Consider the following 16,792-nt stretch of genomic DNA (forward strand, 5'->3'; position numbering starts at 1 on the left):
GTTCGATCCGGCGCGCGGCCCGGCCCCCGCTCGGCGGGCTATGCATAGCGTTGCCGACTCCGCGGAAGGACGCCTGCGTCCGGCCTGTTCGCCCTCGTTGATGTCAGACGTGGATGTCAGCGGACTGCTGCCTGGCCTCAACGATCATGAACTCCGGTGCACAGCGCACGCCTATCGCATGCATCGACGAGCTCGAACGATCGCGGGCGTTATCGTGGCCACGTGGATGAAAACCGAGCGCTTCGAGTCGTGGACGCGTTGCGGCAGCGTGGCATAAGCGCTCACCTTGCTCGCGAAGACGTCTACCAGATCGGCGTGCGCGTGGTCCTGGGCGACGGCCGCGAGGCGGTCTGGGACACCGATGACACCGCCGGCCTCGAAGCGCAGGTCATGCGGGATGGGATCCTGGTCGGCTTCGTGCCGTCCATCGAGGGCTCCGAGAGCTTCGACCTCGACCAGACTGTCGACGCGATCGCCCGGGCCGACTACGACCAGCCGATCGCCCGCGAGAGGCCCACCGCTCCGCCGCCGTCCGCCCCGCTGACCCCGGAGGGCGGCGTCTTCCGCCGCTTCCTTGGTGGCTTCCGCGAGCGCTGAGCGCCATATATGCGGAGTAGACCCGCGCAATGGTCGTCAGAGTCTGTAAATCTGTCGGCTTACGCCTACGCACGTTAGAACCCTGCACCCGCCACACTATGCCGAAAAGGCCTCTGAACAGGAAAAACGGTCGAGGCCGTTCGCTGTTTCGTAGCAATCAAAACGGCTGGCCACGACTCCACACGCGATTGGACTGGCCGCCTCTGTCCACAGATGGTCCACGGCTCTCTCAGCACCGCTTTGAGTGCGTGGGGCAACCAGGTGGACTGTCATCTCGTTCTCCGGTCTGCTCGTGCGCGGCCGCGGTGGGAGAATGAAGTGGATGATCCGCAGTTGAGGAGGTGGATCATGGGACAGGCTCGTGAGGTCATGGACCGGCTCACGGATTCGCTCACCACACACCCGGATCTGAAGGTCATCGCCGAGCTGTACGCCGAGGACGCGGTCGCCGTCACCCCCGACGAGGGGGAGATCCGCGGGCGCGACAACATCGTGGAGTACTGGCGGCAGATGATGGAGGCGGTCCCCGAGGCCAGGTTCGAGTCGTTGCACGCGTACGAGGCCGGCGACACAGCCATCGACGAGGGGATCTTCAGCGGCAGGAACACCGGGCCGCTGCATCTGCCCTCCGGGGAGACGCTTCCCGCGACCCAGAAGGAGATCAGGATCCGCGGGGTGGACATCGCCACCGTGGCGGACGGCCGGATCGTCGACTACCGGCTCTACTTCGACGAGATGGACTTCCTGGGGCAGCTGGGGGTGGTGGAATCTCAATGAGCAAGTCAACTCCCCCTGAGCGATCTTGAAAACCGTCGTGGTTGAGCAGTGAGAACGGCCCCTGACCTGGGTGTTTGGACGGGGGGAGGAGGCGAACGTTCGGTGCGGTGAGGAAGCTGCCTTCCGGGCGCTTTCAGGCTCGGTATCCAGGTCCGGACGGTGTCATGCGGCCTGCGCCTTTCACCTTCGATACGGCGCGCGACGCTGACGACTGGCTTGCCGAGAAGCAGACCGAGATTCGGCGCGGTGAATGGGCGGATCCGGACGCCGGGGCGGTGAACTTCGAGGAATACGCGCTGCGCTGGGTCAAGGAGCGTCGGCTCTCGGCGACCACGGAGGAGTTGTACCGACGACTTCTCCGGCTGCACATCCTTCCCACCTTCGGGGCGCTGAACCTGGACGAGATCACCCCGCCGCGTGTTCGCAGCTGGCGCTCGGAACGTCTGGACGCCACAGGCGCCCAGACGACGATTGCCAAGAGTTACCGGCTTCTGAAAGGGATCCTGGAGACGGCCACCGAGGATGAGCTGATCCGCCGCAATCCGTGCCGGGTCAGGGGCGCGGGCAAGGAGTCTGCGACGGAGCGGCCGATTGCCACGGTCGACGAGGTCGACGCGCTTGCCAATGTGCTCGGGCGGCGTTGGCGACTCATGGTCTACCTGGGCGCGTACGGGCCGCTGCTGTCTGAGGAGCAGGCGGAGTTGCGGCGCAAGGACGTGGACCTCGACACCATGAGCATTCGCGTGCGCATGGCTGCCCCGGAGCTCACGACAGGGAAGCGGGCGGAAGGGCCGACCAAGTCGGAGGCGGGGAAGCGGCACGTGGTCAACAAAGAAGCCCCGGGCTGCTGGCCTGGGGCTTTCGCGTGGAGCGGGTGACGGGAATCGAACCCGCGCTCTGAGCTTGGGAAGCTCATGTTCTACCATTAAACTACACCCGCGTAAGACGCCTACCCAGGCGCCTCAACGTCGCTCACTGTACCTCATCGCTGGCCCCCGGTGTATTCGCCGCGGGGCCTTCGCGCTGTTCCCGGCCGGGCCGGTGCGGCTGCCCGCCGGGTCCGGTGGGCGGGGCCGGAGCGGGTCGGGGATGTGCGTGTGTGGTGGGGGAGTTGGCGTACGGTGGGGCGCGGAGTGCCGCGTGGAGTGGTGCCCGGGTCATCCCCTAATGTGGCTTTTGTCGTTCATGCTCGTGGGGAAGGGTCTCGATGGAGCGCACCGTTGTCCGTTGTGCCGAAGGGCACGTGTTCAGCACCACCTCGTTCCCGATGCAGAACCTCGGAACCGACCGGCTCGGCCCCGGTCGGCTACTGCGCTGTCCCAAGTGCGCCCGGCTGCGGCATGCCGTACCCGTGCCGGTCGTCGTGGAGAAGCGCTGAGGCGGTCACCGCGCTGAGGCGGTTAACCGCGGCACTGCAATAAGGCGCCATTGCTGAGGCGCAGGAGGCGCGCTGCCAGCAGTCGCTGACAGTCAGTTTCCGTGCACTCAGCGTCAGTGCAGACGTGTTGGCGGGAGCACCGGAGCACCGTCGGCGGCGCGCGGGCCCGGCCCGATTCGGCCGGGCCCGCCCCGTCCGCGTAACCTTCGACACGTGCTTCTCTCAGACAAAGACATCCGGATCGAGATCGACGCAGGGCGGGTGCGGATCGATCCGTACGACCCCGTCATGGTGCAGCCGTCGAGCATCGACGTACGGCTCGACCGTTTCTTCCGGGTGTTCGAGAACCACCGGTACCCGCACATCGACCCCGCGGTCGAGCAGGCCGATCTCACGCGGCTCGTCGAGCCGGCCGGGGACGAGGCGTTCATCCTGCACCCCGGTGAGTTCGTACTCGCTTCGACCTACGAGGTCGTGTCGCTGCCGGACGACATCGCCTCCCGGCTGGAGGGCAAGAGCTCCCTGGGGCGGCTGGGGCTGCTGACGCACTCCACGGCCGGTTTCATCGACCCCGGCTTCTCCGGGCACGTGACCCTCGAGCTGTCGAACGTCGCGACGCTGCCGATCAAGCTCTGGCCGGGGATGAAGATCGGGCAGCTGTGCATGTTCCGGCTGACGTCGCCCGCCGAGCACCCGTACGGCTCCGAGCGGTACGGCTCCCGCTACCAGGGGCAGCGCGGACCCACGCCCTCCCGCTCCTACCAGAACTTCCATCGCACGCAGGTGTGAGACCGCACAAGCCGGAGGGGGCCACAGCACGGTGAGTGACGAGCGCGAGATCCTGACCTATCCCCTCTTCGGGCAGGCCGCCCGCGAGCTGGCGCGGACCATCGCCGACGACAGCTACGAGCCCGACATCATCCTCTCCATCGCCCGCGGCGGGCTCTTCGTCGCCGGCGCGCTGGGCTACGCGCTGGATGTGAAGAATCTCCACGTCATGAACGTGGAGTTCTATGAGGGGGTCGGGAGGACTCTGGAAGTACCCGTTATGCTCCCGCCTCTGCCCAATGCGGTTGATTTCTCCGAGAAGAGGATCCTAGTGGCCGATGACGTGGCAGATACGGGCAAGACGCTCAAATTGGTCCACGACTTTTGCGCCGAGCGTGCGGCGGAAGTCCGCTCCGCGGTGATCTACGAGAAGCCATCTTCGCTGGTCAAGTGCGAGTACGTATGGCGAAGGACTGACCGGTGGATCAATTTTCCGTGGTCCGTCGAACCGCCCGTCGTGGAGCATGAGAGGCAAGTACGAGACGCCTAAATCGGTCCAAAATGGATGGCCGCGACGGGCGTCGCTTTTGCCGTTTGTTCTCGTTGCGTGCCGGTGATCACGGTTCCTGTGCTGAGCAGGTGCTGACCCGTGTGGGGGCGTTCCCGAGTCTCGCAGGTCGTGATCCCGGGCCGTTCGACTCGCAAAGACGCTGATCACCCACTCGGCGGCTCGCGTCGCCTCGGTCGGGGGTCTCCCGCGAGGTTGCCCGCAGTCCGCGGCGCCCGCCGTTGATGGCGATGGCTGGTGGTCACGCCCTGGCCTCGTCGGTGCCCTCTTCCGTATGTACCGTCGGTCGTAACTGCTGCGTGCCGCTTACTGCCTAGGCGGCGCGCAGCCGATTGCGCGCACAAGGGGAGTGGGTAGCGGCATGCCGTCTCACGCGGGTCAGGAAGCGGAAGAGGGGTTCACCTCGGTGAGGGCTGAGCAGCTGCTGTCGGCAGCGTGCCGTAGAGCCGGATTCGCCGCTGACGGGGCCAGCCTGATCCGCTTCGGGGAGAACGCGCTGTTCCGGCTGGCGGCGCACCCGGTGATCGTTCGTATTGCGAGATCATCGGAGTACCTGCCCTCGGTCCGCGGTGAGGTGGAGGTGTCGCGCTGGCTGGCGCGAGAGGGCTTCCCTGCTGCGCGCGTCTTGGATGACGTGGAACAACCCATGATCGTGGACAGCCACCCGGTGACCTTCTGGCACTTGATCGACGAGGGCGACCGAAAGGCCACTTACGGGGAGCTGGGCGCAATCCTGCGGGACCTGCACGCCCTGGGGCGCCCGGACGGGCTGGACCTGCCTCCGTATGCTGCCTTCGGTCGGGTTGATCTTCGCATCGAGAGCGTGACCGGAATACCCGAGGACGATCGGGAATTTCTGCGGAAGCGTGGGCGAGAACTCCGTGACCGGTTCGCGGAAGTACGCTTCGAGTCCGCGAAAGGCCCTGTCCACGGTGATGCCCATGTGCAGAACCTCATGGTTGACCGACATGGTCAAGTAATCCTGATCGACTTCGAGAGCTTCTGTTTTGATCACCCAGAGTGGGACCTGATGGTTACTGCTACCGAACACGACAGTCTGGGGTGGCAGACAGCGGAGCAGTACGCGGCATTCGTGAGCGCGTACGGTCGTGATTTGCGGGACTGGCCTGGATTCGCGACGCTGCGAGCGATCCAAGAATTCAAGATGACTACGTGGCTCATGCAGAACATTGCAGAGAGCCCTGAGGTGGCTCAGGAATACGAACGACGTATCGCTTCTCTGCGCGATGACGATGCGCCGCGGAACTGGCAGCCGGGCTGATACGGCCTACTCGTCGTCCAACTGTGTCATGGCGTCGCGAACCTGTTCGTTGAAGTCCCGGACGGCAGGGTTACCCGCGTGCACAGAGACCTCTCGTTGGAAGTCGGCCACGTATCGCTGAAAGCGGGCGGACTGGAGTGCGTCGCCTCCTGCAACAGCCAACCCGGCCGTCGTGACTGCTGCCTCCAGCTCGCCGTTCAGGAGCTGGCTCTGTGCGAGAACCATGCGGCAGAAGCCGAGCGTACGCGCGTACTGGGGATCGGTGAGAGCAACGGCGCGTTCGGCGAACCGCACGGATTCGGAGCCCATCTTGAGGTCACGGAAGCAGTGGCAGAACTCTCCGACGAGCTCTGCCTCGTCCATGTACGACAGCCAATCGGGGTCGTCCGCCGTCTCCGCTTGCTCGAAATGCTTCTCTGCCTCGTTCATCGCGCGGGTCGCGCCTTTGTGGTCTTGGGCGGAGGACAGCGCGCGGGCCTCGTGTGCGGCGAACAGCGCCATGGCCCGTGGCGTCGCATGGCCTTTGCCGCCCTCGGTTGAGGCGCGGGCCAAGCGAGTTGCGCGCGAAATATCGCCAAGGTAATTCGCTTGGTGGCTCATGTTGGTCAGAATGCGCGCGCCCATCATCCGATAGTCCACGACTTGTGTGAGACGGAGCGTCGAGAGCAGGTAGCGGTTCGCGAGAGCGTGGTTTCCTGTGTCGTATGCGGTCCAGCCGAGAAGTTGGGAGATCTCTGCTGCGGCTTCGAAAAGGGCGTTCCCTACCTTCGCGCTGTAACTGGCTTTGAGGAGGGGGAGAACTTCCTGACGGAAGTAGTGCCGCAGTGCTTTGTGGCCGTGGCCTCCGCCGTACAGGAAGTCAAGGCGCATGAACATCTGACCGGCCGTACGGATTGCCGCCACGTCCCGCATTCCTACGCGGCGCGCTGCGGACGATTCCGCCGGTAGTCCGTCGGGACGAGAAAGGAGCCATGAGAGGACGGCAGAGTCCAGTTCCCCCTCAGGCAGGAGGAGCTCCGAGGACTGCGCGTTCTCCAGGCTCCGCAGTGCCAGACCGTCGAGCATTTCGAGCGCTTCGGGTACCGACGTTGCGTAGCTGGTCCTGACTGTTGAGACCGGCGGTGCTGCGTAGGGAAAGCCAAGATCTGCCGGTGTGACCCTCCGTTGGAGCTTTGCGCTTAGAGCTTCGGCCACGAAGGATGCTGTCTGAGGCTGGATCCCCGCGCCGTTGAGCCATCGCTGTACGGCGACATGCGTTGTTCGCACCTGGGGTGCGCCGCGTCGGGCCGCGACTTCTCGGACGCGCCTCGCCAGACCTTTGTTCGATGCACCAGCTTCGGCCATGAGAGCGGCCAGCCGGTGGTTCGGCTCTCTGGTCATGCTCCCTGCCATCCCCGAGATGACTTCAAGTGTTCATGTTGTCACAGGACTTGGCGGGATGGGGGGTCACGAGCGAACCCCCTGAGAGTGTGTGAACCCCCTGGTGTACGCGCGAACCCCCTTGTGAACACTGCCGACTTGCAGGCCAGAGCCGTTCACTGGACATCTCACGACGGCGGAGCGCCACTCCGCTGATGGATGAAGGGGACAGCGATGGATGCGCCTGAGACGCGAGCGCTACCGAAGCGGTCGGAGCACCTTGCCCCCATGGAAGCCGCGATCTTCTCCACTGCTGACCGATTCCGCGCGATAACGCTGCTCGCGGACTCGCCCGACTCAGCTCGTGTTGCACGCCGTATGGCCACGGACATCCTTCGGGACTGGGGGTTGAAGCTCCCCGCTGAGGATGTGGAGCTGTGCGTATCGGAGCTCGTCGGCAACGCCGTGCATCACGCCGTACCGGACGCCGGACTTGCGGAGCCGGGCGGTGCGCGTCGCGTGGCGATCGCCTTCCGGGCCTGGCCGAAGTGGCTTTTCGTGGAAGTCGGCGACGAGGATTCCACACCGCCGACGTTGCCCGTGGGCGAGTTCCTTGACCCCGAACTGTCCGGTGAGCTGCCGGAGGCTCTGCTTGCCAACAGTGGGCGCGGCTTGGCCATCGTTCAGGGCCTGGCCGACGCGGTGTGGTGGGCGCCTCGGGAGTTCGGAGGGAAGAGCGTTTTCTGTCGCTTCGACGTGGCCGAGAGGGCGTACGCCTGATCGGTGTCACGACTCCGGAGACGCCGTAGGCAGCCCTGTCCCTTCGCGATGAACGGACAGGGAGGCGGCTCCGGGCCGCTGGGAGGCCAGGAAGGCTCCGAGCGGAGGGCAGCCTCCCGGACTCCCGGGCTCCCCTGCCGCGGCCGGGGGGCTGCCCGAGACCTGCGCAGCCCCGAGGGAGGGGCATACGGACTGGTCAGAGTTCCACAGACGGGTGTGAGCCGTGGATACGGCTCGTGACGAGATTGGCGATTGGGATGGCGCGTGATCGGGACCGTGTCCGTGCGCTGAATGTGCGGCGCGGCGACAGGGTGAGTGTGCGCGGTGATCGGCGCGAGGTGAAGGCGGTTCGCTCGGGTCGGCGCGCCTCGGACGTGGTGATGGTGCTCAAGTCAGGTGCTCCGCTCCGTGTTCGTGCGAAGGATGTGGTCGCGGTGGAGCGCGGCAGGCGACGTGGCCGTCAGGAGGATCACTGATGGCCAGGTCAGTGATCAGGTTTGCCGACTGGTCGCTGAGTGTGGACCTGTCGGGCAGTGGGCCGATCTTCGAATCGGAGTGCACGACGTGCGGCGAGTCGTCGGGCACGGCGGATGAGAAGGAGGGGCCGGAGACCTGGTGCCTGCGGCACGCGGGCCGTACGGGTCATACCGGATTCCGAGGCATCACCACCTCGTTCTTCCGGGCCCAGAAGGTGGGCGACCAGTGAGCGGCGCCGAACAGCACTGGGTCGCGGGCCGGTATGGGCTCACACGAGCGCGCATGCTGTCGCTGCTGGAAGCGCATGGGGTGCGGGTGTGGCTGGGCAACGTCGCCGTGAGCGCCGAGCGGTTGACCGAGTATGACGAGCTGCGAGCCCAAGGGGTGCCGCATGAGGAGATCGCGGTGAGGTTCGGCGTCACCCGGGTCGGGCTCTATACGGCGATCAGGCGGCACCGTGAGGCGTGCCTGCTTCGGCCTCCGCCGTAGCGCTCGGTAGCCCCTGCACCTACCAATTCCCCACCTGCTCACGGCGGGGGAGCGCACACGTACGACCGAAGACGAGCAAGGGAAAACAATGAATTGCCCCAAGGGATGCGGCCCCATGAACGACGCCGGGTGGTACTGGGAGTGCGGCAATTGCCGTAGCGCAGTCATCAAGTAACCGGCGCACCTGGCTGCTTGGTTCCTTCCTCTATGGAGCTGTCGAGCTAAGGAGCCAGTCCCACACCACCGAACAAGACCGGACCACCCCGTCGCCTGGCAGCAGTCGGGTGGTCCGGCGGGAGTCCTCGCTGAGAACCCCGGTGCCGAATGGTACCGGGGCGGGCGTCGTTCGCTGACGCGATGCGGCACAACCATGCCCCAGATCAGCTACCCACTTGCGGAAGGGACTTGAGAGGTGGACGACCCAAGGGAACCGGGTTTCGGGAGCGAGGAGCTGGACCCGGATGCGGTGCTGTGGGTGCGCGGGGTGGATTACGTCGCGGGCTGGCGGGAGGCGAAGGACGCGGCGGCGGAGCTGGCGGACGCGCTGACCGTGGCGGGCATCGAGGCAACCGGCGTGCAGGCGCGTGCGGACGCTTCGGCGAGCGGTGCCGGGGTGGTCCACCTGCGGCTGTCTGCTGCCACCGTGCGCGATGTGGCGGCGCTGGTGCGGGACTTCGCGACCTGGCGCAAGGCCAGTTGATGAGGGCGCGCGGTGCCGGGTGGTGCGCTGTGGCCACGTCGCCGGCCGGAGAGACTTTGGGCTGGAGCTGCCATGGGGCGAGAGATCGGGGGCCCTTACGCTGGCCCGCGAAATCGGGCTGGCTCCTCGCCTGCCCGCAGTGCCCGATCTGGGCCCCCGATCTTAGAGGCTCGCCCCATGGTGGCTGCCTAAAGTCTCGGAGGCCGTCGACCATCAGCCACAACGGCTACGCCACAGACTGGCGGAACGTCGGCCTCGTCGCTGCTCTGGGCCGCCGCTGCGTGTCCGGGCGGTGGGCGCCCGGACGGGACCGGCCGCCAGGCCGCATGCCCGGCCGGGGCGGCCCAGCCGCCCGGCGCGCCGCAAGGCGCGCCCTTGAGTTAGTAAAGCCAGGTTTCGACAGTTCGCCGATTCCTGAGTGCGTGGACTGTGGCGGGCGGCTCGATCGGGACCCGTGCGGTAGGCACTGTGCATGGGACGCGCCTCGTGCGGGCGGGCCAGCCGACGTACGTGCCGAGGATGAATGCGGCGCCGGTGAGTATGCCGATAACGGCGTGATCGTGCTGGGCGATAGGGGCTGCTAACTCTGGCTCCGGTTCGCTGGGGTTCCTCAGCCAGTGTCCTGCTGCTGTTCAGCCAGTGTCTGCACTGTCCCAGCTCACGCCTTACGCGGGCGGACACCGACGTGAAGGAAGGTTGGACCGGCGGGATGCGGAGAGCCAATGCGTGTGGTGGGTCAGCCAGGTGCTGGCCACGCCGATGGCTGTTCCGGCAGTGACGTCGCTTGGGTAGTGGGCCCCGGTGTGGAGGCGTTCCACGGCGACCATCGTGGCTGGTACGGCGACGGCGGCTCCCCACCAAGGGGAGTGGCGGGCGACCGCGGTGGCGAAGGCTGTGGCTGCGGCGGTGTGCCCGGAGGGGAAGGACGAGCTGGCCGGTCTGCGCTGGACGTTGGCGTGGTGGAGCAGGTGGGCAGGCGGCCTGCGACGGCGGACGAGCTGCTTGGCGACCGTGTTGGACAACAGTTCCGCCACCCCCATGCTGACCAGTCCCCTCACAGCGGCGGTGCGACCGGCCGGTCCCCCGAGGGAGGCCATCAGCGCCGCAGCGCCCCACCATAGTCTGGTGCGCTCGGCTGCGGATTCCACGACAGGCAGCCCATGCCGGACCCATGGCGAATCCCATGAAGCGATCCGGCGAACCTGCTGCCGCTCCCAGCGGTGTGCATCATCGAGCATGGCACCTCCGCTTCGCCCGGCTCACTGGTGTGTCCCGCCCCAGGCCCGCATCCCGTGGCATCCATCGGCACGCCGAGTGGCAACCGGCGCCCGGCGCCACTTGCGCTTCTGGGCGGGGAAGCGGGGGCGGTGTACTGGGTCAGAGTTTGCGGGTGTCGCGTGGCTCTACGTAGGGCTCTTCGCCCGGTGGGTGGCCGGTTTCGATGGCGCGTCCGCGTTCGAGTTCAGCGTTGAACTCCAGCCCGAGCAGGATGGCGATGTTGGAGACCCACATCCAGATCAGGAAGATGATGACCGCTGCCATGCTGCCGTAGGTCTTGTCGTAGCTGCTGAAGTTCGCCACGTACAGGGCGAACAGAGCGGAGGCGATGATCCAGATGAGCACAGCGATGATGCTGCCGGGGCTGACCCAGCGGAAGGGGCGCTTGACGTTCGGGGACGCCCAGTACAGCAGCGCGATGATCAGCATGAACAGGATGATCATCACGGGCCATTTGGCGATGTTCCACACCGTGACGGCCGTATCGCCGAGCCCCAGAATCTTCCCGGTCCTCTCGGCCAGGGTGCCGGTGAACACCACGCCCACCGCGATGGCGGCCAGCAGCACCACCACGACGATGGTGATGGCGAGCCGGGTGGGCAGAGTCTTCCATACCGGCCGACCCTCGCCGACGTCATAGACCGCGTTGGAGGCCCGCATGAAGGCCGCGATGTATCCGGAGGCCGACCACAGGGCCACCACGATGCCGATGATCAGCGCGATGCTTGCTCGGCCCTGGTTGCCCTCGAGCTGCTCCAGGCTGCTGGTGAGGATGTCGCGGGCCGCTCCCGGGGCGATACTGCCCAGGTTGTCGATCAACGGCCTGATGGTGTCCGTGCCCAGCAGCCCGAGGATCGATACCAGGGCCAGCAGGGCCGGGAAGATCGACAACACTCCGTAGTAGGTCAGGGCAGCCGCCCAGTCGGTGAGGTTGTCTCCCTTGAACTCCTTCACCGTGCGTTTGAGCACTCCCACCCAGGACTGCTTGGACAGGTCCGTCGGTTTCTCGGCCGGGGGCTGCGCGTCGGGCCCGGTGCCGGACGCGCCGCTGTGCTGATCTTTGTCTTGCGCCATGGCTTACCGCCTCCAGGAAGGACTGGGCCACCACACTCGGCTCATGCCGTCCGCACCGCCGCACGGCCGGGTGCTGGAGGAACTCAGCCCGTGCGGCGGCCCCTGCGGCCGTTCAGGGCTGGGCAGGACCGGAAGTTTGCCCGCGTGCCTCGCCAGCCACGTTCTGCCCGGATTCGCGGGCCTGGTCCTTGACCTGATCGGCCCGCTCGCGTGCCTGCTGGCCGGTTTCCTGCGCGGCGCCGGTGGCGGTTTCCTTGACCTGCTGGGCCGCCTCTTGCGCGGACTGCGTGGCGTCCTCCTTCAACCGCTGAGCCGATTCCACGGCCGCGTCCTTCACCGGCTCGGCGAGGTCGCCGGCCCGCTCGGTCAGCTGGCCCACCGCTTGCTCCTCGACCTGTGAGCTCGGGAGCACGGAAGAGGCCAGTAGACCGGCGCCGAAAGCGATCAGGCCGGCCGCCAGGGGATTTCCTTCGGTTTGACGCATCGCCTGCTGCGGCGCCGACTTCACCGCTTCGCCTGTCTGCTCGGCGGCGGCACTCAGCTTGTCGGTGGCCTGCCCCGCGCTCTCCTGCACCGACTGCGCGGTCTGCCGGGTCCGCTCCTGGACTCGGTCCTGGACCTGGCCTGCACGCTGCTGCGCGCCGTCGGGCGCACTGCCCATGACCCGTTCCCGGATCCCGGACACCTTGCCGCGCACCCGCTCGGTACGCCGACGGGCCACACGGCGGGGGCTGGTGCGCTCGGCCAGCCGTTCCACGTCGCGGGAAAGCTCCTCACGAGTGGTATCGATCTGGGACCTTATGCGGTCGGGTGACGTGCCCACTGCGCATCCTCCTTCAGCGTCTCCAAGGTCTGTTCAGGCTTGGGAGAGACCTTGCGCATCTTGGCCCGGCCCCTGACGAACAGCACGGCCGCGATCACCGCCCAAACACCGGTGATGATCAGTGCGGCCCACCCCCAGTCCACGACGTTGGCCAGACCGAACACCGCGGCCAGGGAACCGAAGAGGGCGACCATGTAGCCGCCGAAACCGGCCCCGCCGAACATCCCGGCCGCCTTGCCCGCTTTGGTGGCCTCCTCGCGGATCTCGGCCTTCGCCAGCTCCACCTCCTGGCGGAACAACGTCTCTACATCCCCCACCACTTCGGACATCAGCTCACCAACCGACTGGTCCTTGTGGCCAGGGCGCCCGCGTGCCCGACTACGGGGCGGTGACGTGGACAGGTCAGTCATCCTTCAGCTCACCTCCCGGTAACGCGGCCCTTCCGGTTCCCCGTAACCCGGCTGCCCGCCCGTGCCAAGGCCAGGCGGTGTGCGTTGCGGTGTCGGAGAGCTCGTCGACGACGGTCCTGAATCGGACTGGCCAGCCTTCCTCCCCGCTTTAGCCAGGCGGCCGACCACGAACCCGGCCAGCGCCGCTCCAGCGAGGAAGGTTCCGGGCTTGCGGCGCGCAAACGTCTCGACGTCCTCGACCAGGCCCCCCACTCCTCGCTGCTCCAAAGTGTTCGCGGCACGGCGGCCCCCATCAGCGGCCTGAGCGATCATGCTCCGCGCCGGGGAGTCGGGACGGGCCTTCTCGGCCATATCAGCGAGATCATCCGCCCACTGGCGCAGGTTGCCGGCGGCCTTCTGCGCCTGCGACTGCACCTCATCGCCAGCGCGCTCACGCAGATCGACCACCACGGTGCGGACCTGCTCACTGGCCTGTTCCGTCACCGCCTGCGCCTGTTCCTTGGCCGTGCCAGCCACCTCACCGGCCGCTACCTTGGCCTGGCCCGCCGTGGCCGAGGCTTCCTGCTTGGCCACCTGCCCGGCCTGCTGCGCAGACCCGGTGTTTTCGTTCGGGGATTCACTCATCAGTGCCTCCTCCATAGGGCGCATCATGGCTACCAACACGCGCGGGTACCCGCCGCTCCCCAGGCGACTCCCGGAGATCCGGACCCGGCCCACCGGGGCGTTTCTCGACCAGATCGCCCTGATCTTCATCCGCAGGTGTCTCGAGCCATCGGGCTGCAGCCTCGGGGCGACGCTGACCCATACCACCAGCCTGCGCCTGGACGCAGCGGGCTGCATCCCTGTCGGGCGTTGCTGACTCTCGCCCCGGGGCGCTGGGGTTTCTCAGCTAATGTCCTGTTGCCGTTCAGCCGGTGTCTGCACTGTCCCAGCTCACGCCTTACGCATGCGGACAGCGACGTGGAGGAACGTCGGGGCTCTGGAGCGACAGTTCGCACGCGGTGATGGCGAACGCGCGCACCTCTCCTTGAGACGGGGATAGGGAGCCGTATTCGCCGACTACGCGTTCTTGACGCTGCGCAAACGTCGCGGGGGATCAGCAGTGATGCGGTAGGAGAGCTGGGCACGGTCGCCGCTGGCCCGTAGCTCTTCGAGGATCAGGGGAGCGTCCTCGGCGCCCTGGGTGATCCGCAATGTGTGAACAACCGGTGTGGCGTCGGGGAGCTCCAGGGCGGTGCGCTCGTCGGGGAGGGGCATCCGGGCGCGGACGGTTTCCGACCACGACAGCTTGTGCCCCACCTTGGTGAGCAGGGCGTAGATCTCTGCGGGTTCGGTGTCGGGCGCGTCGGCCAGCGGGGTGCCTTCGGCAGTGGCGAACGGGATCAGAGTGCGATGCAGCAGCCGGGTCCCGGTGCCCGGGTCGATCATCAGCCGGTCGCAGCCGAAGAGTGCTTCACCCTCGGGGAGTTGGAGGAGCGGCCCGGTGACGGCGGTGGTCTGGGTGCGGTAGACGGCCGGTTCCTGCTCGTGATCCCAGACAGTGCCGGTGTGGGTGACGAAACGGTCGGAGCCGTTGCGGGTGATGTTCCGCTCGATGGTCACCGCAGGTGCGGCGGCGGCGCGGACGAACGAGCCCTTGCCGTGGCGGACTTCGATGAGTCCTTCTGAGCGGAGGGCGGCGATGGCGTTGCGGACGGTGGGGCGGGAGACCTTGTAGCGGTCGATGAGCTGGGTCTCGGAGGGGAGCGGGCTGCCGGGCGGGAACTCACCTGCGGTGATGGCGTCGCGGATGGCGGCGGCGACCTGCTGGTACAGCGCTCCGGGCCGCTGGATCTCTCCCATGCGTGGGTCTCCTGTCGTGTGTCGTCGGTCTCCTTAACGTCACTCGTCAGCATAAGTGCTTGACTCTCCCGGCGCTAGAGCCGCATAGTCGTCACTCGTAATGACGAGTGACGACAGCGTGCCTGCTGTCGTCCTGGATGGCCAGGGAGGCCGACAACACATGCAGTCCATACCTGTGGACACGTCCCGGCTGGGCGCGCTGATGTGCGTGGTCAAGCCGGAACCGAAGATCGCGGACTTCGAAAGCAAGGAGGTCAAGAAGGACCGGGACGGCAACACGATCTACACCGTGGCCGTGACGGTACGTCAGGACGGACGCCGGGTCTCTGTCATCGAGATCTCGGTGACCGGGGAGCCGAAGGGCGTCGAAGAGGGCATGCCCGTTCGCGTGACTGGGCTGGAGGCGTTTGCCTGGTCGATGGGTGACCGGCACGGAATCAGCTTCCGCGCCGCCGCTATCACCCCCGTCCCGGCGTCGTCCTCGGCCGGTGGCGGGAAGGCGGGTGGTGCCTAAATGGGCCCCATCGCACTCGCGTTCGTTCTCGCCGTGCTGGCCTGGCTGCTGGTCGCCGGGTCCGCGCTGCGGCAGAAGCATCCGGCGTGGTTCTGGATCCTCACCGGCTACCCGGTTACCGCCGTGCGGGTGCTGGCCACTTGGCGCAAGGTCGCGCGGCTCAACGATCTGTCGGTGGCGCCGCAGCCCACCCGGGCCGTGCTCGGCAGCTTGGCGGTCAAGGGTGAGGCGCTGCGGCCGGTGGCGCCGCGGATCTCCTTCCCCCGCGCTACCCGCAACGGCCTGTCGCTGGTGGTGCGGTTGCACCCGGGGCAGACCCCGGCGCCGTTCATCGCGGCGGCCGATGCACTCGCGCATGCCTGGCGCGTGCACGCCGTACGGGTCACCTCGCCCGAACGCGGCGTGGTGCTGCTCGTCGCCACGGCCGGTGATCCGCTTCAGCGTCCGGGCCGGGCGTCGGCTCCGGCCGCGCTCCTTTCAGCGCTGGTCGGGGTGCTGGAGTCCGGTGGGCCGTGGGTGATGAACCTGCGTCAGGTGCCGCACTGGCTCATCGTCGGCGCCACTCAGTCCGGGAAGTCCACGCTGCTTGCGCGCTTGGTGGCCGAGTTGGCGCCGCAGCCGGTGGCGCTGGTGGGGATCGACTGCAAGGGCGGCATGGAACTGGGCCTGTTCGGCGCGCGGCTGTCGGCGCTGACCACCTCACGTCGTGAGGCGGTGGCGGTGCTGGGCGCCCTGGTGGTTGAGGTGCAGGCACGCATGCACGCCTGCCGCGCCGCCGGGGCCCGGTCGATCTGGGAACTGCCCGAGAAGCTGCGGCCGGTGCCGATCGCGGTCCTGGTCGACGAGCTGGCCGAGCTGTACCTGTCCGATGGCACCCGGGAGGGCCGGGTGGAAGCGGAGCGGTGCTCGACCTCCCTGCTGCGTCTGGCCCAGCTCGGTGCCGCGCTCGGGGTGCATCTGGTGGTCGCCGGGCAGCGGGTCGGCTCCGACCTCGGGCCCGGGGTCACCGCGCTGCGCGCCCAGCTCTCAGGGCGGATCTGCCACCGCGTCAACGACCCCGGCACAGCCGAAATGGCCCTCGGGGACCTGAACAAAGACGCCGTGGTGGTGGCCCAGTCGATCAGCCCGGAGGAGAAGGGCGTTGCCGTGTGCACAGCCACGGACGGCGGCTGGGGCCGGGCCCGCTCCCACCTGACCACCACCGAAGAGGCCCGGCAGATCGCCGAGGAATACCGGGAGATCACCCCCGAAATCCTCGGCGTGACCCGCGCCCTGGAAGCACCGACAGGAGGTGAGCAGGCGTGAGTGCATCGGCCGCGATGCCGCTGGTGGTGGTCTTCGGGATCATCACCGTCCTCCTGGTCCGCTCCCGTGATGTGAAGGCGTGGGAGGCCGTGCTGATTGGCCTGTTCGGCTTCTACACCGCGCTCACGCCGATCGGCTGGGCCGTGCTCGGCGTCGTGAACTGGGTCCTCTCCGGCTTCATCCACACCTAGCGAAAGGAGCACGCGCCTTCGTGCCCATGCGCCGTGTGCGCTGCCCCATCTGCAAGGGCGAGCGCTACCGCATCACCCGCAACGGACGTAAGCGGCGCTGCCGCTGCTGCCGGGGCAAGGGAACCATCCGCTGACCAACCGCACGACCGAACCATCGAGGAGTGATCGCCATGGAGGCAC

The 16,792-nt window shown here is 67.3% G+C and carries 20 protein-coding genes, 1 tRNA gene and 1 pseudogene; 14 read left to right on the forward strand and 8 right to left on the reverse strand.

Annotation, left to right across the window (positions count from 1 at the left end; genetic code table 11):
• Positions 1 to 222 precede the first annotated feature (222 nt).
• The 3 genes and pseudogenes from ACTWP8_RS14405 to ACTWP8_RS14415 form a co-directional block, all read left to right on the forward strand.
• The gene (locus ACTWP8_RS14405; RefSeq protein ID WP_443322534.1) at positions 223 to 597 is read left to right on the forward strand and encodes a hypothetical protein; all 375 of its coding nucleotides are present in this window, start codon (positions 223 to 225) and stop codon (positions 595 to 597) included.
• Positions 598 to 945: 348 nt separating this feature from the next.
• A complete protein-coding gene (locus ACTWP8_RS14410) occupies positions 946 to 1,374 on the forward strand; it encodes an ester cyclase (protein WP_443322535.1) in 429 nt (142 codons plus the stop codon).
• 74 nt (positions 1,375 to 1,448) lie between these two features.
• A pseudogene (locus ACTWP8_RS14415) lies at positions 1,449 to 2,201 on the forward strand (site-specific integrase); the annotation flags it as partial.
• A 39-nt stretch (positions 2,202 to 2,240) separates the two neighbouring features.
• Here ACTWP8_RS14415 and ACTWP8_RS14420 read toward each other — a convergent pair.
• A tRNA-Gly gene (locus ACTWP8_RS14420) sits at positions 2,241 to 2,314 on the reverse strand.
• 267 nt (positions 2,315 to 2,581) lie between these two features.
• Between ACTWP8_RS14420 and ACTWP8_RS14425 the strand changes: the two genes are divergently transcribed.
• The 4 genes from ACTWP8_RS14425 to ACTWP8_RS14440 all read left to right on the forward strand — a co-directional run bounded on the left by ACTWP8_RS14425 (position 2,582) and on the right by ACTWP8_RS14440 (position 5,370).
• On the forward strand, positions 2,582 to 2,752 hold the full coding sequence (locus ACTWP8_RS14425) for a hypothetical protein (RefSeq protein WP_443322536.1): 171 nt from the start codon (positions 2,582 to 2,584) through the stop codon (positions 2,750 to 2,752).
• 213 nt (positions 2,753 to 2,965) lie between these two features.
• Complete coding sequence (gene dcd / locus ACTWP8_RS14430) at positions 2,966 to 3,541, forward strand: dCTP deaminase (protein WP_443318291.1); 576 nt, start codon at positions 2,966 to 2,968, stop codon at positions 3,539 to 3,541.
• Between the two features lie 31 nt (positions 3,542 to 3,572).
• Complete coding sequence (locus ACTWP8_RS14435; protein WP_443322537.1) at positions 3,573 to 4,070, forward strand: phosphoribosyltransferase; 498 nt, start codon at positions 3,573 to 3,575, stop codon at positions 4,068 to 4,070.
• Between the two features lie 379 nt (positions 4,071 to 4,449).
• Positions 4,450 to 5,370 carry a phosphotransferase enzyme family protein gene (locus tag ACTWP8_RS14440; protein ID WP_443322538.1) on the forward strand — a complete coding sequence of 307 codons (921 nt, stop codon included), beginning with the start codon at positions 4,450 to 4,452 and terminating at the stop codon, positions 5,368 to 5,370.
• Between the two features lie 6 nt (positions 5,371 to 5,376).
• Here the strand turns inward: ACTWP8_RS14440 and ACTWP8_RS14445 are convergent, their stop codons facing one another.
• Complete coding sequence (locus ACTWP8_RS14445) at positions 5,377 to 6,273, reverse strand: hypothetical protein (protein ID WP_443322539.1); 897 nt, start codon at positions 6,271 to 6,273, stop codon at positions 5,377 to 5,379.
• Between the two features lie 744 nt (positions 6,274 to 7,017).
• Between ACTWP8_RS14445 and ACTWP8_RS14450 the strand changes: the two genes are divergently transcribed.
• From ACTWP8_RS14450 to ACTWP8_RS14465, 4 genes are all read left to right on the forward strand, one after another.
• A complete protein-coding gene (locus ACTWP8_RS14450; RefSeq protein ID WP_443322540.1) occupies positions 7,018 to 7,509 on the forward strand; it encodes an ATP-binding protein in 492 nt (163 codons plus the stop codon).
• 475 nt (positions 7,510 to 7,984) lie between these two features.
• Positions 7,985 to 8,215, forward strand: a complete 231-nt coding sequence (locus tag ACTWP8_RS14455) for a DUF7848 domain-containing protein (RefSeq protein ID WP_443322541.1) — start codon at positions 7,985 to 7,987, stop codon at positions 8,213 to 8,215.
• Entirely contained in the window at positions 8,212 to 8,475 is a 264-nt protein-coding gene (locus ACTWP8_RS14460) for a hypothetical protein (protein WP_443322542.1), read from the forward strand. Before ACTWP8_RS14455 ends, ACTWP8_RS14460 begins: the two co-directional genes overlap by 4 nt.
• A 412-nt stretch (positions 8,476 to 8,887) precedes the next feature.
• Complete coding sequence (locus ACTWP8_RS14465) at positions 8,888 to 9,175, forward strand: hypothetical protein (RefSeq protein WP_443322543.1); 288 nt, start codon at positions 8,888 to 8,890, stop codon at positions 9,173 to 9,175.
• Positions 9,176 to 9,840: 665 nt separating this feature from the next.
• Here the strand turns inward: ACTWP8_RS14465 and ACTWP8_RS14470 are convergent.
• The 6 genes from ACTWP8_RS14470 to ACTWP8_RS14495 form a co-directional block, all read right to left on the reverse strand.
• Positions 9,841 to 10,413: a phosphatase PAP2 family protein gene (locus ACTWP8_RS14470; RefSeq protein ID WP_443322544.1), complete on the reverse strand. Its 573-nt coding sequence runs from the start codon at positions 10,411 to 10,413 to the stop codon at positions 9,841 to 9,843.
• Positions 10,414 to 10,552: 139 nt separating this feature from the next.
• A complete protein-coding gene (locus ACTWP8_RS14475) occupies positions 10,553 to 11,527 on the reverse strand; it encodes a YihY/virulence factor BrkB family protein (protein WP_443322545.1) in 975 nt (324 codons plus the stop codon).
• A gap of 112 nt (positions 11,528 to 11,639) precedes the next feature.
• Positions 11,640 to 12,350: a DUF3618 domain-containing protein gene (locus tag ACTWP8_RS14480; protein ID WP_443322546.1), complete on the reverse strand. Its 711-nt coding sequence runs from the start codon at positions 12,348 to 12,350 to the stop codon at positions 11,640 to 11,642.
• Positions 12,326 to 12,679, reverse strand: a complete 354-nt coding sequence (locus ACTWP8_RS14485) for a phage holin family protein (protein WP_443316255.1) — start codon at positions 12,677 to 12,679, stop codon at positions 12,326 to 12,328. Before ACTWP8_RS14485 ends, ACTWP8_RS14480 begins: the two co-directional genes overlap by 25 nt.
• A gap of 84 nt (positions 12,680 to 12,763) precedes the next feature.
• Positions 12,764 to 13,399, reverse strand: a complete 636-nt coding sequence (locus ACTWP8_RS14490; protein ID WP_443322547.1) for a hypothetical protein — start codon at positions 13,397 to 13,399, stop codon at positions 12,764 to 12,766.
• Positions 13,400 to 13,819: 420 nt separating this feature from the next.
• The gene (locus ACTWP8_RS14495) at positions 13,820 to 14,602 is read right to left on the reverse strand and encodes a GntR family transcriptional regulator (RefSeq protein WP_443322548.1); all 783 of its coding nucleotides are present in this window, start codon (positions 14,600 to 14,602) and stop codon (positions 13,820 to 13,822) included.
• A 160-nt stretch (positions 14,603 to 14,762) separates the two neighbouring features.
• Between ACTWP8_RS14495 and ACTWP8_RS14500 the strand changes: the two genes are divergently transcribed.
• The 3 genes from ACTWP8_RS14500 to ACTWP8_RS14510 are packed head-to-tail and all read left to right on the forward strand — an operon-like array spanning position 14,763 to position 16,612.
• Positions 14,763 to 15,116 (forward strand): SCO3933 family regulatory protein, encoded by a 354-nt coding sequence (locus ACTWP8_RS14500; RefSeq protein WP_443322549.1) that lies wholly within the window; start codon positions 14,763 to 14,765, stop codon positions 15,114 to 15,116.
• A complete protein-coding gene (locus ACTWP8_RS14505; RefSeq protein WP_443322550.1) occupies positions 15,117 to 16,421 on the forward strand; it encodes an FtsK/SpoIIIE domain-containing protein in 1,305 nt (434 codons plus the stop codon).
• Positions 16,418 to 16,612 (forward strand): hypothetical protein, encoded by a 195-nt coding sequence (locus tag ACTWP8_RS14510; RefSeq protein ID WP_443322551.1) that lies wholly within the window; start codon positions 16,418 to 16,420, stop codon positions 16,610 to 16,612. Before ACTWP8_RS14505 ends, ACTWP8_RS14510 begins: the two co-directional genes overlap by 4 nt.
• Positions 16,613 to 16,792 lie beyond the last annotated feature (180 nt).

Origin of the sequence: Streptomyces sp. 7N604 (assembly GCF_052245475.1) — a bacterium.
Lineage (GTDB): Bacteria > Actinomycetota > Actinomycetes > Streptomycetales > Streptomycetaceae > Streptomyces.

Coding starts and splice junctions, on each gene's coding strand:
- ACTWP8_RS14475 (WP_443322545.1), bottom strand. CDS start 11,527: ATGGCGCAAGACAAAGATCAGCACAGCGGCGCGTCCGGCACCGGGCCC.
- ACTWP8_RS14470 (WP_443322544.1), bottom strand. CDS start 10,413: ATGCTCGATGATGCACACCGCTGGGAGCGGCAGCAGGTTCGCCGGATC.
- ACTWP8_RS14450 (WP_443322540.1), top strand. CDS start 7,018: ATGGAAGCCGCGATCTTCTCCACTGCTGACCGATTCCGCGCGATAACG.
- ACTWP8_RS14410 (WP_443322535.1), top strand. CDS start 946: ATGGGACAGGCTCGTGAGGTCATGGACCGGCTCACGGATTCGCTCACC.
- ACTWP8_RS14440 (WP_443322538.1), top strand. CDS start 4,450: ATGCCGTCTCACGCGGGTCAGGAAGCGGAAGAGGGGTTCACCTCGGTG.
- ACTWP8_RS14505 (WP_443322550.1), top strand. CDS start 15,117: ATGGGCCCCATCGCACTCGCGTTCGTTCTCGCCGTGCTGGCCTGGCTG.
- ACTWP8_RS14500 (WP_443322549.1), top strand. CDS start 14,763: ATGCAGTCCATACCTGTGGACACGTCCCGGCTGGGCGCGCTGATGTGC.
- ACTWP8_RS14455 (WP_443322541.1), top strand. CDS start 7,985: ATGGCCAGGTCAGTGATCAGGTTTGCCGACTGGTCGCTGAGTGTGGAC.
- ACTWP8_RS14495 (WP_443322548.1), bottom strand. CDS start 14,602: ATGGGAGAGATCCAGCGGCCCGGAGCGCTGTACCAGCAGGTCGCCGCC.
- ACTWP8_RS14490 (WP_443322547.1), bottom strand. CDS start 13,399: ATGGAGGAGGCACTGATGAGTGAATCCCCGAACGAAAACACCGGGTCT.
- ACTWP8_RS14485 (WP_443316255.1), bottom strand. CDS start 12,679: ATGTCCGAAGTGGTGGGGGATGTAGAGACGTTGTTCCGCCAGGAGGTG.
- ACTWP8_RS14425 (WP_443322536.1), top strand. CDS start 2,582: ATGGAGCGCACCGTTGTCCGTTGTGCCGAAGGGCACGTGTTCAGCACC.